A 14,029-nucleotide genomic window follows, 5' to 3' on the forward strand; every position below is an offset into this window, starting at 1 on the left:
TCATCCGCGACCGGCCGCGCCGCGGCTTGTCTGCCGTTCATCCTCCGTCATTCACTTCAAACAGCGATATCGCCGTGCGTCTGACTTCGATCAAACTCGCTGGTTTCAAGTCCTTCGTCGATCCCACGCATTTCCAGGTCCCCGGCCAACTGGTCGGCGTCGTCGGGCCGAATGGCTGCGGCAAGTCCAACATCATCGATGCGGTGCGCTGGGTGCTCGGCGAATCGCGCGCATCAGAATTGCGCGGCGAGTCGATGCAGGACGTCATCTTCAACGGATCCACCGCGCGCAAGCCGGGCAGCCGCGCGAGCGTCGAACTGATCTTCGATAACGCCGACGGCCGCGCCGCCGGTCAATGGAGCGCCTACGGCGAGATCGCTGTGAAGCGCGTCCTCACGCGCGATGGCACGTCCAGCTACTACATCAACAACCTGCCCGCGCGCCGCCGCGACATTCAGGACATCTTTCTCGGCACGGGTCTCGGCCCGCGCGCTTACGCGATCATCGGACAGGGCATGATCGCGCGGATCATCGAGGCGAAGCCCGAAGACTTGCGCGTGTTCCTCGAAGAAGCCGCGGGCGTCTCGAAGTACAAGGAGCGTCGGCGGGAGACGGAGAATCGTCTGCACGATACGCGCGAGAATCTCACGCGCGTGGAAGATATCGTGCGCGAGCTGACGGCCAATCTGGAGAAGCTGGAAGCGCAGGCCATCGTCGCGACGAAATACAAGGCCTTGCAGACCGAAGGCGAAGAGAAGCAGCGCCTGCTGTGGCTCTTGCGCAAGAACGAGGCGGGCAACGAAGCCGAGCGCCAGCAGCGCGCCATTCGCGACGCGCAGATCGAACTGGAAGCGCAAACGGCGCGTCTGCGCGAAGTGGAAGCGCAACTGGAAACGCTGCGCGTCGCGCACTACAGCGCCAGCGACGCAATGCAGGGCGCGCAGGGCGCGCTTTACGAAGCCAACGCCGAAGTGAGCCGGCTGGAAGCGGAGATCCGCTTCATCGTCGAGTCGCGCAACCGCGTGCAGGCGCAGATCGCCGCGCTCGCCGCGCAGCGCGAGCAATGGCAGATGCAGGCGCAGAAGGCGCGCGACGAAATCGAAACGGCGTCCGAAGCATTGGCCGAAGGCGAAGAGAAGGCCGCGATCGCGCAAGAGAACGCCGCCGCGAAGCACGATGCGCTGCCCGCGCTCGAAGCCCGCTGGCGCGACGCGCAGGCGCAATTGAACGAGGAACGCGCCGGCATCGCGCGGGCGGAACAGGCGTTGAAGCTCGAAGCCGCGCATCAGCGCAACGCGGATCAGCAGCTTCAGCAATTGCAGCAGCGCCAGGAACGCCTGAAGAACGAAGCGGGCGGCCTCGACGCTCCCGACGAAGCGCAACTCGAAGAACTGCGCATGCAGCTTGCCGAGAACGAAGAGATTCTGGCCGAAGCGCAGGCGCGTCTTGCCGATGCGCAGGAAACCGTGCCGCGCCTCGACGCCGAACGCCGCGCCGCGCAAGAGCGGGTGCAGGCGGAAAGCGCGCAGATTCATCAGCTCGAAGCACGCCTTGCCGCGCTGAAAGCGTTGCAGGAGAGCGTGCAAACCGAAGGCAAGATCCAGCCGTGGCTCGACAAGCACGAACTTGGCGGATTGCCGCGTCTGTGGAAGAAGCTGCACGTCGAGGCGGGCTGGGAACCGGCGCTCGAATCCGTGCTGCGCGAGCGTCTCGCCGCGCTCGAAGTCTCGAATCTCGACTGGATCAAGGCGTTCGCAAGCGACGCGCCACCCGCCAAGCTCGCGTTCTTCGCGCCGCCCGTCGCGGGCAAGCCGCTGGACGCGCCACAAGGTTTGCGGCCGTTGATTTCGCTTGTGCGCATCGACGACCCCGGCATCCGCGCCGTGCTCAACGAATGGCTCGGCAACACGTTCATCGCCGACGACATCGCGCAGGCGCTCGCCATGCGCAATCAGTTGCCGGAAGGCGGCGCGTTCGTTGTGAAGGCGGGGCATAGGGTTACGCGCGTCGGCGTGCAACTCTATGCGTCGGATTCCGAGCAGTCGGGCATGCTGGCGCGCGCGCAGGAAATCGAAAATCTCGCGCGGCAAGTGCGCGCTCAAGCGCTGCTCGCGGACGAAGCAAAGGCCAACGCCGTGCGCGCCGACGCTGCTCACACGCAGGCATCGCAAGTTCTCGCCGACGCGCGTGCCGCCGCCGAGCGCGCCACGCAGCGCGTCCATGCGTTGCAGATGGACGTGCTCAAGCTCACGCAGGCGCACGAGCGCTACACGCAGCGCAGCTCGCAGATCGGCGAGGAACTCGAAGAAATCGCTGCGCAGATCGAAGAACAGCGCGCGCTGCGGGCCGAATCGGAAGCTGCGTTCGAGCAGCATGACGCCGAGATCGCGCAATTGCAGGCGCGCTTCGAAGACAATCAGCTTGCGTTCGAATCGCTCGACGAGGCGCTCACCAACGCGCGTCACGAACTGCGCGAACTGGAACGCGTGGCTAGCGACGCGAACTTCGCGGCGCGCGGCCTCGCGGCGAAGATCGAGGAATACAAGCGCAGCATCGACACGGCGCACGAGCAGAGCGAACGCGTCGAAGGCGCGCTGGAAGACGCGCGGGCCGAACTCGAGACCATCAACGCGCAGACGGCACAGACTGGCTTGCAAGACGCCCTCGAAGTGCGCGCGGCACGCGAAGAGGCGCTGCACGCGGCGCGCATCGAACTGGACGATCTCACCGCGCGGCTGCGTCAGGCCGACGAGCAGCGTCTCCAGACGGAGCGGTCGCTCCAGCCGCTGCGCGACAAGATCAACGAATTGCAGTTGAAGGAGCAGGCGGCGCGCATCAACGGCGAGCAGTTCGCCGAGCAGTTGCAGGCCGCGGGCGTCGACGAAGCTGAATTGCAGGCGAAGCTCACGCCCGACATGAAGCCGTCGTATCTGCAAGGCGAAGTCACGCGCCTGAACAACGCGGTGATCGCGCTCGGGCCGGTCAACATGGCCGCGCTGGAAGAACTGGCGGCCGCGACCGAGCGCAAGCACTTCCTCGACGCGCAATCGGCCGATCTGAACGACGCCATCGGCACGCTGGAAGACGCGATTCAGAAGATCGATCAGGAAACGCGCGCACTGTTGCAAGGCACGTTCGACGAAGTGAATCGCCATTTCGGCGATCTGTTCCCGCGTCTTTTCGGCGGCGGGCAGGCTAAGCTCATCATGACGGGCGACGAAATTCTCGACGCGGGCGTGCAGGTCATGGCGCAGCCGCCCGGCAAGAAGAATTCGACAATTCACCTGCTCTCGGGCGGCGAAAAGGCGCTCACCGCGACGGCGCTCGTCTTCGCGATGTTCCAGCTGAATCCCGCGCCGTTCTGTCTGCTGGACGAAGTGGACGCGCCGCTCGACGACGCGAACACGGAACGCTTCGCCAACCTCGTGCGGGCCATGTCGAGCAAGACCCAATTCCTCTTCATCTCGCACAACAAGATCGCGATGGAGATGGCGCAGCAACTGATCGGCGTCACGATGCAGGAGCAGGGCGTGTCGCGCATCGTCGCGGTGGATATGGAATCCGCCGCGGGATTCGCGCAAAACGGCTGACCCGGTTTTATGAATGAAGGCCGGACGTGGAGCCGGCCAGGCGCGCAGGCGCGGAGTGGCGTGCATCGGATGCGCGCGACAGATCGCGCGGCGCTTCGTAACTCAAAAGAACGATGGAGCGTGCATGGACGAGTTGACACTCGGATTGATCGGAGCGGGAGCTGTCGTGGTCGGCGGCGTGGTGGTCTACAACGCGTGGCAGAGCGCGAAAGTGCGGCGCAAGATGCCGCGCCCGATGCCCGACGAAGCCGCCGATGCGCTCGCGCGCCAGGAAACCGACGACGAGCAGCCGTTCATCGAGCCGGTGCGCCCGGCGCGGCGCGAGCCTGTCGCGGGCGGCGGCGCGGGGGATGCGCAGGAAGACGCGCGCGTCGAACCCAGCTTTGGCGGCGTCCCTGTGTCGACCGAGGCTGCGGCGGTCACGCCAGCCGTCGCGCCGGCGGATACCCCCGTCGATCTGCAGGCTGAAGCGACCTCCGCGAACGGCGTCGCCGATGAACCCGCGGTCGTCGAAGAAGACGAGCGCAGCGAGCCGGTCATGCCCGCCGCCACGACCATTTCGTCGACGCCGCCCGCTGTCGTCGACCGGCGCATCGACTGCGTGGTGCCGATCCGGCTCGCCGCGCCCGTGGCCGGCGACCGCGTGATTCCGCTCGCGCAGCGGCTGCGTCGCGCGGGCACGAAGCCCGTGACGATCGAAGGCAAGGCCGAAGGCGAGAGCACGTGGGAGCTGTTGCGCCACGGCGTGCGCTACGAGGAACTGCGCGCGGCCGCGCAACTCGCCAACCGCAGCGGTCCGCTGAACGAACTCGAGTTCTCGGAGTTCGTCACGGGCGTGCAGCGTCTCGCGGACGCCATCGACGGCGCGCCCGAATTTCCCGACATGATGGAAACCGTCGGCATGGCGCGCGAGCTGGACGCGTTCGCCGCCCAGTGCGACGCGCAGCTGTCGATCAACATTCTCTCCGACGGCGCGCCGTGGTCCGCGAACTACGTGCAGGCGGTAGCCTCGCAGGACGGCTTGCTGCTCTCGCGCGACGGCACGCGCTTCGTCAAGCTGGACGCGAAGCAGAACCCGGTGTTCATGCTCCAGTTCGGCGACACCAATTTCTTGCGCGACGACCTCACGTACAAGGGCGGCCAGATGATTACGCTAGTGCTGGACGTGCCCGTCGCCGACGAAGACATCTTGCCGTTCCGCCTGATGTGCGATTACGCGAAGTCGCTCTCCGAGCGCATCGGGGCGCGCGTGGTCGACGATCAGCGTCGCCCGTTGCCGGAATCTGCGCTGCTCGCTATCGAAAAGCAGCTGATGACGCTGTACGCGAAGCTGGAGCAGGCGGGCATGCCGGCCGGGTCGCCCGCCACGCGCAGGTTGTTCAGCCAGTAAGCGCTTGGTTCGTAGCTGCATGTCGTGTCGCGATTGCGCCCCGCTCCGGGGCGCTTTCCGTTGGTACGCGCCGCCACATGCGCGCATGGCCTAGACCGTTCGGCCGATGCCGCGACGACCGTTCTTCTGAGACAATCGAACGGTCGGTTCAACTGACTCATTTCATTCCTCGAAAGCCGCATGTCCGCAAAAACGAAAGCCGAATCCGCCGCCACTGCCAAGTCGCTCGCGCCCGTGCCCAGCGCCGACCGGCCGGAGGAGCGCGCCGCGTGGCTGCGCGCGGAACTGGAGCGCGCGAACTACGCGTATTACGTGCTCGACCAGCCGGATCTGCCCGACGCCGAATACGACACGCTCTTCAAGGAATTGCAGGGCATCGAGGCGGCGCATCCGGAACTCGTCACGCCGGATTCGCCGACGCAGCGCGTGGGCGGTCAGGTCGCCGAAGGCTTCGCGCCGGTCGTCCACGACGTGCCGATGCTGTCGCTCAACAACGGCTTCGCGGACGAAGACATCGCCGCGTTCGACAAACGCGTGTCGGACGCGCTCGGCCACGCGCCGGTGCAGTACGCGTGCGAATTGAAATTCGACGGGCTGGCAATCTCCTTGCGCTACGACGACGGCCGCTTCGTGCAGGCCTCGACGCGCGGCGACGGCGCGACCGGCGAGGACGTGACGGCCAACGTGCGGACCATCCGGTCGATCCCGCTGACGCTGAAAGGCGCGAACGTGCCGAAGCGTCTCGACGTGCGCGGTGAAGTGCTGATGTTCAAGCGCGACTTCGACCGCCTGAACGCCCGCCAGCGCGACGCCGGACAGCGCGAGTTCGCGAATCCGCGCAACGCGGCCGCGGGGAGCCTGCGCCAGCTCGACCCGAAGATGACGGCGCAGCGGCCGTTGTCGTTCTTCGCGTACGGCATCGGCGTGCTCGAAGGCGCCGAGATGCCCGACACGCACGCGGCGCTGCTCGACTGGTACCGTGAGATGGGGCTGCCGGTCAACGCGGAGCGCGGCGTGGTCGAGGGCGCGGAAGGCTTGCTCGGTTTTTTCCGCCAGACCGGCGAGAAGCGCGACAAGCTGCCGTACGACATCGACGGCGTCGTGTACAAGGTCAACCGGCGCGACGAGCAGGACAAGCTCGGCTTCGTCTCGCGCGCGCCGCGATTCGCGCTCGCGCACAAGTTCCCGGCGCAGGAGGCGCTGACGCAACTCGTGGCCATCGACGTGCAGGTCGGCAGAACGGGCGCGATCACGCCGGTGGCGCGGCTCGCGCCGGTGTTCGTCGGCGGCGCGACGGTGACGAACGCGACGCTGCACAACGAAGACGAAGTGCGCCGCAAGGACATCCGCATCGGCGATACGGTGACCGTGCGCCGCGCGGGCGACGTGATTCCGGAAGTCGTCGGCGCGATTCTCGAACGCCGTCCTGCCGACGCCCGCGAGTTCGTCATGCCGACGGAATGCCCGGTGTGCGGCTCGAAAATCGAGCGCCTGCCGGACGAAGCCGTGGCGCGCTGCACGGGCGGGCTTTTCTGTCCGGCGCAGCGCAAGCAGGCGCTGTGGCATTTCGCGCAGCGCCGCGCGCTCGACATCGACGGTCTCGGCGAGAAGATCATCGACCAGTTGGTCGAGCAGAATCTCGTGCGCACGCCCGCGGATCTGTTCAATCTCGGTTTTTCGACGCTCGCGGCGCTCGACCGCTTCGCCGACAAGTCAGCGCAGAACCTGCTGGATTCGCTCGAGAAGGCGCGACACACGACGCTGCCGCGTTTCATCTATGCGCTCGGCATCCGGCATGTCGGCGAATCGACGGCGAAGGATCTCGCGAAGCACTTCGGCTCGCTGGATCCGATCATGGCGGCGTCGGTCGAACAGTTGTTGGAAGTCAATGATGTCGGGCCGGTCGTCGCTGAAGCGATTCACAACTTTTTCAGCGAAGCGCATAACCAGCATGTGATCGAGCAGTTGCGCGCCAAGGTGTCGTGGCCGGAAGGGCCGCCCGCGCCGAAAGCGCCGCAGGGGGCGCTCGCAGGCAAGACCGTCGTGCTGACGGGCACGCTGCCCACGCTCTCGCGCGAGGAAGCGAAGGAAATGCTGGAGGCGGCGGGCGCGAAAGTGGCCGGTTCCGTCTCGAAAAAGACCGACTACGTGGTGGCGGGCGCCGAAGCGGGCAGCAAACTCGCGAAGGCGGAGGAACTCGGGGTTCCCGTCGTCGACGAAGACGGCATGAAGAAGCTATTGGAAGGAGTCACTCCATGATCCGAGAAATTCTCAAGATGGGCGATCCGCGTCTTTTGCGTATCGCGCAGCCTGTCGAACACTTCGACACGCCGGAACTGCACACGCTCGTGCAGGACATGTTCGACACGATGCGCGACGCGAACGGCGCGGGACTCGCCGCACCGCAGATCGGCGTCGATCTGCAGGTGGTCATCTTCGGCTTCGGCCACAACGAGCGTTATCCGGACGCGCCGCCCGTGCCGGAGACGGTGCTCATCAATCCGATCATCACGCCCAACGGGCACGACATGGAGGAAGGGTGGGAAGGCTGTCTTTCGGTGCCGGGGCTGCGCGGCGCGGTGCAGCGTTTCTCGATGATCCGCTACCAGGGCTTCGATCAATACGGCAACGCGATCGAACGGCTCGCGGAGGGCTTTCATGCGCGCGTGGTGCAGCACGAGTGCGATCATCTGATCGGCAAGCTGTATCCGATGCGCATCACCGACTTTTCGAAGTTCGGCTTCACCGAAGTGCTTTTTCCGGGCCTCGACCCGGCGCGCGACGACTGAGCCGGCCGATTCTCGCGCCGCCCAAGAAAAAACCCGCTTGCTGCAAGCGGGTTTTTTTCGTTCAGGCCAACGTTTCCGAATCGCGCGTAGTGTCGGGCTGGCGAAAGAGCGCGACGTGCTTGGGATTGGCCGAGCCTTGCAGACGGCCGTCGGGCAGGCGGGCGAACACCATCTCTCCGATGCCGGGGCTCGTCACGACGACTTCATCGCGCAGGGCGAGCAGGGCTTCGAGCCGTCGTCGGCCGCTCACGATTTCAAGACCGGTTTCTGTCGCACGAACGATGATCTCAACTGACATGGCCATTTCTCCTTGAAGCGTTGATGCTGATTGCCGTTATTCCGATGCCCGTCCTCGACGCGTTGGGGCTGTCAAAAGTTCTCGGACATTCCGTACCTAACGGACATTTGACCGATTTTCTTTAGCCTAAATGTGAACAAAATAAAACGGCGCGATCGATAAGCGATCGCGCCGTTTTCGGACTTCGAATGTCGCGTTTTTGCGACGTGTGATGAATCAGAAGGTCTCGTCGGGTGCGAGATAACGCCACTGGCCGGGCGGCAGCGCCCCGAGCGTCACGCGTCCCATGCGGATACGCTTCAGGCCGACGACTTCCAGCCCGACGAGTTCGCACATGCGGCGAATCTGACGCTTCTTGCCTTCGCGCAGCACGAAGCGAAGCTGCTCGCCGTTTTGCCAGCTCACCTGCGCGGTCTTGAGCGGCACGCCGTCGAGTTCCAGGCCGTGACGCAGCAGTGCGAGCTTTTCGGCGGGCAGGTGCTGGTCGACATCGACGGTATGCTCGCCGTAGCGCACGCGCACGAGGTACTCCTTGTCGACTTCGGAGTGCCCGCCGATCAGTTGCTTCGCGATGCGGCCGTCCTGCGTCAGAACCAGCAGGCCGGTCGAGTCGATATCCAGACGGCCCGCCGGCGCGAGCGTGCGCAGATGTCCCGGCGAAAAACGGATTCCCGAGCGGTCTTCGTCCCAGTGATTCGACGGGTTGATGAGCGTGACGGCGGGCTCGTAGCCGTCTTCCGCCTGGCCCGACACGTAGCCGACGGGCTTATGCAAGAGGATCGTCACCAGTTGCGACTGCGCGGAGCGGGCGGCGGGCAGGATCTCGATATTCTGATCCGGGCGAATGCGCGAGCCGAGCGTGTCGATCACTTCGCCATCGACGAGCACCCAGCCTTTTTCGATCCACTCGTCGGCTTCGCGGCGGGAACACAGGCCGAGTTCGGACATGACTTTCGACAGGCGAACGAGGTTGTCGCCGTGAGCGTGGGGTTTCTTCAGGGCTCCTTCGTTGGCTGCGAAGGCCGGTCGGGCAGCGTCGCCGCGCGTTTTCGATGGGCGACGGTCGTCTGTGCGGGAATCGCGCGCTTCAGTCGGTTTGCGGGGGCCGCGGTCGCTGAATGAGGGGCGGGAGTCGTCGCTGCGGGAATCGCGGTCGCCGCGCGCTTCGGTCGGCCGACGCGGGCCGCGATCGCCGAAAGTCGGGCGCGAGTCGTCGCTGCGTTGCTTGAACGGGCGGCGGTCGTCGCTGCGGGAATCGCGATCGCCGCGTCCTTCCGTCGGCCGACGCGGACCGCGGTCGCCAAACGCAGCACGCGAATCATCGCCGCGCGGTTTGAAAGCACGCCGCTCGTCGGAACGCGAATCGCGGTCGCCGCGCGCTTCCGCCGCCCGACGCGGGCCACGATCACCAAAGGCTGGACGCGCATCATCGCCGCGTGGTTTGAACGGACGGCGCTCGTCGCTGAGGGGATGTCGCTCACCGCGTCCTTCAGCCGCCCGACGCGGACCGCGATCGCCAAACGCAGCCCGCGAATCATCGCCGCGTGGTTTGAAAGCACGCCGCTCGTCGGAACGCGAATCGCGGTCGCCGTGTCCTTCAGTCGCACGACGCGGACCACGATCGCCCACGGCACGCGAGTCATCGCCGCGTGGTTTGAACGGACGGCGTTCGTCGCTGCGGGAATCGCTGTTTCCGCGCGCTTCCGCCGGCCGACGCGGGCCACGATCACCGAATGCCGGGCGCGCATCATCGCCGCCCGGCTTGAACGGACGGCGCTCGTCGCTGCGGAAATGTCGGTCGCCGTGTCCTTCCGCTGTGCGACGCGGACCACGATCACCGAAGGCAGCACGCGAATCATCGCCGCGCGGTTTAAACGGACGGCGCTGGTCGGAACGCGTATCGCGATCCCCAGCCGCATCACGCGACTTGAAAGGCCTCCGCTCGCCCGAAGCATCCGACCGTCCGGTCGATCCCGCCCGCGCATCGGCCGGCTTCCCGCGCTTGACCAGCGCCTTCTCAGGCGCGGCATCGCGCGCAGGCTTGCGCCCAGTGATCGATCCGGAACGGATCGGCGATCGCGTCGACGACGTGGGACGCGGATGTTTGGCTGTCAGTTTGACGCGCATAAAGTCTCAGGCTGCGATCGCGCGCAGCAGTTCGGTTTCGACCTGGATCTGCGTGCGGTTCGACGACAGGCCTCGGCCATCGAGCAGGAACACGTCTTCGACGCGTTCGCCGAGCGTGTTGATGCGCGCCGCCTGCACGCCGATCCGGTGTTGCGCGAGCACGCGCGCGATCGAATAAAGAAGGCCCTGCCGGTCGTTCGCCGACACGGACAGGATGTAGTACTGGCCACGCTCGTCGGGGCGCAAATCCACGCGCGGCGTGACCGGGAAAGTGCGCACGAGCCGCGAGACGCGGCCTTTCGACGGCTCCGGCAAAATGCTTTCGTCCGTCAAGCGCGCGCTCAGTTGCTGTTCCACAAGATTCGCGATATCGCGATAGCTCCCGTCGTGATCCGGATGCGCGACGAGGAAGTTGTCGAGCGCGTAGCCGTGGCGCGTCGTCGTGATGCGCGCATCGAGCACGGAGAGGCCGTTCTTGTCGAAGTACGCGCAGATGCCGGCGAAGAGATCCGGCCGGTCGCGCAGATAGACGAGCACCTGCAGCGCCGCGCCGATCGGCGAGGGACGGGCGCGGACGATCGGCGCGTCGCTTTCCACGTGCCGGTACAGCACGCGCGTCTGCCAGGCTATGTCCGCTGGATCGTGACGCAGGAAATAGCCGACGTCGAGTTGATCCCACAGCCGCTTTTCCGCGTGCTCGGGCACGGTTTCGAGGCGCAGGAGCGCAAGCGCGGCTTCTTTCCGGGACTTCAGTTCCGAATGCGTGTCGGGCCGCGCGCCGCCGAGCACGGCGAGCGTCGCGCGGTACAAATCTTCGAGCAGCTTGCCTTTCCAGTTGTTCCAGACCTTCGGGCTCGTGCCGCGAATGTCGGCCACGGTCAGCAGGTAGAGCGCGGTCAGGCGCCGCTCCGTCTTCACCACCGACGCGAATTGCTTGATGACTTCCGGATCGCTCGTGTCCTGTTTCTGCGCGACATGGCTCATCGTCAGATGCTGCTGCACCAGCCACACGACGAGTTCCGTGTCGTCCGCGCTCATCTCGTGCTCGCGGCAGAAGCGGCGGGCGTCCGCCATGCCGAGCGTCGAATGATCGCCGCCGCGGCCCTTCGCGATATCGTGGAACAGCGCCGCGACGTAAAGCACCCACGGCCGCTCGAAGTTGCCCATCAGCTGACTACAGAACGGGTATTCGTGCGCGTGCTCCGCAATGGCGAAGCGGCGCAGATTGCGCAGCACCATCAGGATGTGTTGATCGACCGTATAGACGTGATAGAGGTCGTGCTGCATCTGGCCGACGATGCGCCGGAAGTTCAGCAGGTAGCGCCCGAGCACGCTCGTCTGGTTCATGAGCCGCAGCGCATGCGTGATGCCTTCGGGCTGCTTCAGGATGTCCATGAAAAGACGCCGGTTCTCCGGGTCGCGCCGCCAGTTGCGGTCCATGATTTCGCGCGCGTTGTAGATCGCACGGAGTGTCCGCGCGGACAGGCCCTTCACGCCGCGCGTCTGCTCGTAAAGCAGGAAGGCTTCGAGAATGGCGTGCGGTTCGCGTTCGAACACGTCGTCGCTGGCGATTTCGAGCATGCCTTGCTTCTCGACGAAACGCTCGGACAGCACGCGCGTGACGCCCGACGTCGACGGGAAAAGCTGCGCTTCGACGTTCTGGATCAGGATCGTGGCGAGCTGCGTGACGGCTTTGGCCGCCCAGTAATAGCGGCGCATCAGCTGTTCGCTCGCGCGCTTGGCGGCGGTCGCCTTGAAGCCGAAGCTCTCGGCGAGCGGCGTCTGCAAGTCGAACACGAGAATGTCTTGACGGCGCTTGGCGATCACATGCAGGCGGGCGCGCAGCGTTTTCAGAAAGGCTTCATTGCGGCGCAGTTCGCGCGCCTCGCGCTCGGTGATCAGCTCGCGCGCATCCAGTTCGCGCCAACTCGAGCCAAACCCCGCCGCCCGCGTGATCCAGAGGATCAGTTGCAGGTCGCGCAGCCCGCCCGGGCTTTCCTTGATGTTCGGCTCCAGGCTGTACGGCGTGTCCTGGAACTTGGCGTGACGCTGCCGCATCTCCAGCACCTTCGCCTGAAAGAAGGCGCGCGGATCGAGCGTTTCGCGATAGCGCTCCGTGAAGCGACTGAAGAGCGCCGCGTCGCCGCAAAGGCGTCGCGCTTCGAGCAGCGACGTCAGCACTGTCACGTCGTTGGCGGCTTCCGCGATGCATTGCTCGACCGAGCGCACGCTGCTGCCGATATCGAGCCCGAGATCCCATGCCATGCCGATGAACCGCTCGACGCGTTCGTTGAGATCGGCCTCCTCAGCCTGCGGCACGGCGTCCGGCAGCAACACGAGAATGTCGACGTCGGAGTAGGGCGCAAGCTCGCCGCGCCCGTAACCGCCGACCGCGACGAGCGTGGCGTTCGCGGGCATGTCGGAGGCGGACCAGACGCCTTTGAGCGCGTCGTCGGTGGCGCGGCCGAGCGCCTGCATCAACGAGTCGACATTCGATGCCGTCTCGAAGCGTTCGATGAGTGCCGCCTTCGCCGCCTTGTAGGCGGCGCGCAGCGTTTCGCAAGGCGAGGCGACGACGGCAGTGACGCTCATGGGACGGATCGGCGAGAGATGAATGGAACGGCGGACGAGGGAACCGGAAGGTGGCTCTCGCGCGGCGCGCGCAGCGCGTTGGTGCGCCTCAGGCGGTCGCCGCGATCAGTTGCGACGGCGCCTGCGTGCCGGCGGACACCGTCAGCACTTCGTAGCCCGTCGGCGTGACGAGCACCGTGTGCTCCCATTGCGCCGACAGACTGCGGTCGCGCGTCTTGACGGTCCACTGGTCGGGCATCGTGCGGATGTCGCGCCGGCCGGCGTTGATCATCGGCTCGACGGTGAAGATCATGCCCGGCTGCAACTCGATGCCCGTGCCCGGCCGCCCGTAATGCAGCACTTGCGGCTCCTCGTGGAACACCGTGCCGATGCCGTGACCGCAGTATTCGCGCACGACGCTGTAGCCCTGCGCTTCGGCGTGCTTCTGAATGGCGTGGCCGATGTCGCCCAGATGCGCGCCGGGGCGCACCTGATCGATGCCGAGCCACATGCAGTCGAACGTCGTCTGCACGAGGCGTTTTGCGAGAATCGAGCCCTCGCCGACGATGAACATGCGGCTCGTGTCGCCGAAATAGCCGTCCTTGATCACCGTGATGTCGATGTTGAGCGCGTCGCCGTTCTTCAACACCTTCTCGCCGGGAATGCCGTGGCAGATCACGTCGTTCACGGAAATGCAGGTGGCCTTCGGATACGGCGGATAGCCCGGGGGCTGGTAGTTGAGCGGCGCGGGAACCGTGCCCTGTTCCTTCACCATGTATTCGTGGCAGAGGCGGTCGAGTTCTTCGGTGGTCACGCCGGGCACGATATGCGGCGTGATGAAATCGAGCACTTCGCTGGCGAGCCGGCAGGCGACGCGCATGTGCGCGATATCGTGTTCGTTTTTCAGCGTAATGGACATGACGGGCTCTGAATGCGCGGTTTTGCAGGGAGGCGGGCGTGAGCCGCGAAGCCGGCATTATCGCACCTTAGGAAAGGCGCCGCAGGGCGATTCTGCGGCGCGCGAGACGGCGCAGCCGGTCCGCGCGCCGGTTTTTGCGGGCATCGGGCGGCTTGAGCGGTGTAATCGTCACATGCTATACTCATGGGCTAAGTCTTAGTCCACTTTCTTGGTCACTCGGAGTGGCAAGACTTGGAGCGTTCGCGGTTCAAGAAGCGGCGCTGATTCGAAACTGAAGCCGAAACTCAAGCCGGCGCACCCAGGGTGTCCGGCGTCCGGTCAGAGAGATGCTGAACCGGGCGCAGG

Annotated in this window: 9 protein-coding genes; 4 read left to right on the forward strand and 5 right to left on the reverse strand. The window is 65.6% G+C overall.

Features of this window, described 5'->3' with window-relative positions:
• The first annotated feature begins 74 nt into the window (after positions 1 to 74).
• The 4 genes from smc (at position 75) to def (ending at position 7,769) form a co-directional block, all read left to right on the forward strand.
• Positions 75 to 3,590 carry a chromosome segregation protein SMC gene (smc, locus tag NCR34_RS06345; protein WP_250499338.1) on the forward strand — a complete coding sequence of 1,172 codons (3,516 nt, stop codon included), beginning with the start codon at positions 75 to 77 and terminating at the stop codon, positions 3,588 to 3,590.
• 124 nt (positions 3,591 to 3,714) lie between these two features.
• Positions 3,715 to 4,980, forward strand: a complete 1,266-nt coding sequence (locus NCR34_RS06350) for a cell division protein ZipA C-terminal FtsZ-binding domain-containing protein (RefSeq protein ID WP_250499339.1) — start codon at positions 3,715 to 3,717, stop codon at positions 4,978 to 4,980.
• Positions 4,981 to 5,160: 180 nt separating this feature from the next.
• Positions 5,161 to 7,239: an NAD-dependent DNA ligase LigA gene (gene ligA, locus NCR34_RS06355; protein ID WP_250499340.1), complete on the forward strand. Its 2,079-nt coding sequence runs from the start codon at positions 5,161 to 5,163 to the stop codon at positions 7,237 to 7,239.
• On the forward strand, positions 7,236 to 7,769 hold the full coding sequence (gene def / locus NCR34_RS06360; RefSeq protein WP_175940128.1) for a peptide deformylase: 534 nt from the start codon (positions 7,236 to 7,238) through the stop codon (positions 7,767 to 7,769). Before ligA ends, def begins: the two co-directional genes overlap by 4 nt.
• Positions 7,770 to 7,830: 61 nt before the next feature.
• On the opposite strand, the gene NCR34_RS06365 is transcribed toward def, so the two are convergent.
• The 5 genes from NCR34_RS06365 to map all read right to left on the reverse strand — a co-directional run bounded on the left by NCR34_RS06365 (position 7,831) and on the right by map (position 13,684).
• Positions 7,831 to 8,067, reverse strand: coding sequence for a hypothetical protein (locus NCR34_RS06365; RefSeq protein ID WP_175940129.1), 237 nt, complete (start codon positions 8,065 to 8,067; stop codon positions 7,831 to 7,833).
• 216 nt (positions 8,068 to 8,283) lie between these two features.
• Positions 8,284 to 9,066, reverse strand: coding sequence for a pseudouridine synthase (locus tag NCR34_RS28180; RefSeq protein ID WP_350029424.1), 783 nt, complete (start codon positions 9,064 to 9,066; stop codon positions 8,284 to 8,286).
• A complete protein-coding gene (locus NCR34_RS28185; protein WP_350029425.1) occupies positions 9,063 to 9,926 on the reverse strand; it encodes a hypothetical protein in 864 nt (287 codons plus the stop codon). The genes NCR34_RS28180 and NCR34_RS28185 overlap by 4 nt, the downstream gene beginning before the upstream one ends.
• A gap of 274 nt (positions 9,927 to 10,200) precedes the next feature.
• On the reverse strand, positions 10,201 to 12,786 hold the full coding sequence (locus tag NCR34_RS06375) for a [protein-PII] uridylyltransferase (protein WP_250499343.1): 2,586 nt from the start codon (positions 12,784 to 12,786) through the stop codon (positions 10,201 to 10,203).
• A gap of 88 nt (positions 12,787 to 12,874) precedes the next feature.
• Positions 12,875 to 13,684 carry a type I methionyl aminopeptidase gene (map, locus tag NCR34_RS06380; protein WP_175940132.1) on the reverse strand — a complete coding sequence of 270 codons (810 nt, stop codon included), beginning with the start codon at positions 13,682 to 13,684 and terminating at the stop codon, positions 12,875 to 12,877.
• Between the last annotated feature and the right edge of the window lie 345 nt (positions 13,685 to 14,029).

Source organism: Caballeronia sp. GAWG1-5s-s (assembly GCF_023631445.1).
Classification (GTDB): Bacteria; Pseudomonadota; Gammaproteobacteria; order Burkholderiales; family Burkholderiaceae; genus Caballeronia.

Coding starts and splice junctions, on each gene's coding strand:
- NCR34_RS06350 (WP_250499339.1), top strand. CDS start 3,715: ATGGACGAGTTGACACTCGGATTGATCGGAGCGGGAGCTGTCGTGGTC.
- ligA (WP_250499340.1), top strand. CDS start 5,161: ATGTCCGCAAAAACGAAAGCCGAATCCGCCGCCACTGCCAAGTCGCTC.
- def (WP_175940128.1), top strand. CDS start 7,236: ATGATCCGAGAAATTCTCAAGATGGGCGATCCGCGTCTTTTGCGTATC.
- NCR34_RS06365 (WP_175940129.1), bottom strand. CDS start 8,067: ATGTCAGTTGAGATCATCGTTCGTGCGACAGAAACCGGTCTTGAAATC.
- NCR34_RS28185 (WP_350029425.1), bottom strand. CDS start 9,926: ATGATTCGCGTGCTGCCTTCGGTGATCGTGGTCCGCGTCGCACAGCGG.
- NCR34_RS06375 (WP_250499343.1), bottom strand. CDS start 12,786: ATGAGCGTCACTGCCGTCGTCGCCTCGCCTTGCGAAACGCTGCGCGCC.
- map (WP_175940132.1), bottom strand. CDS start 13,684: ATGTCCATTACGCTGAAAAACGAACACGATATCGCGCACATGCGCGTC.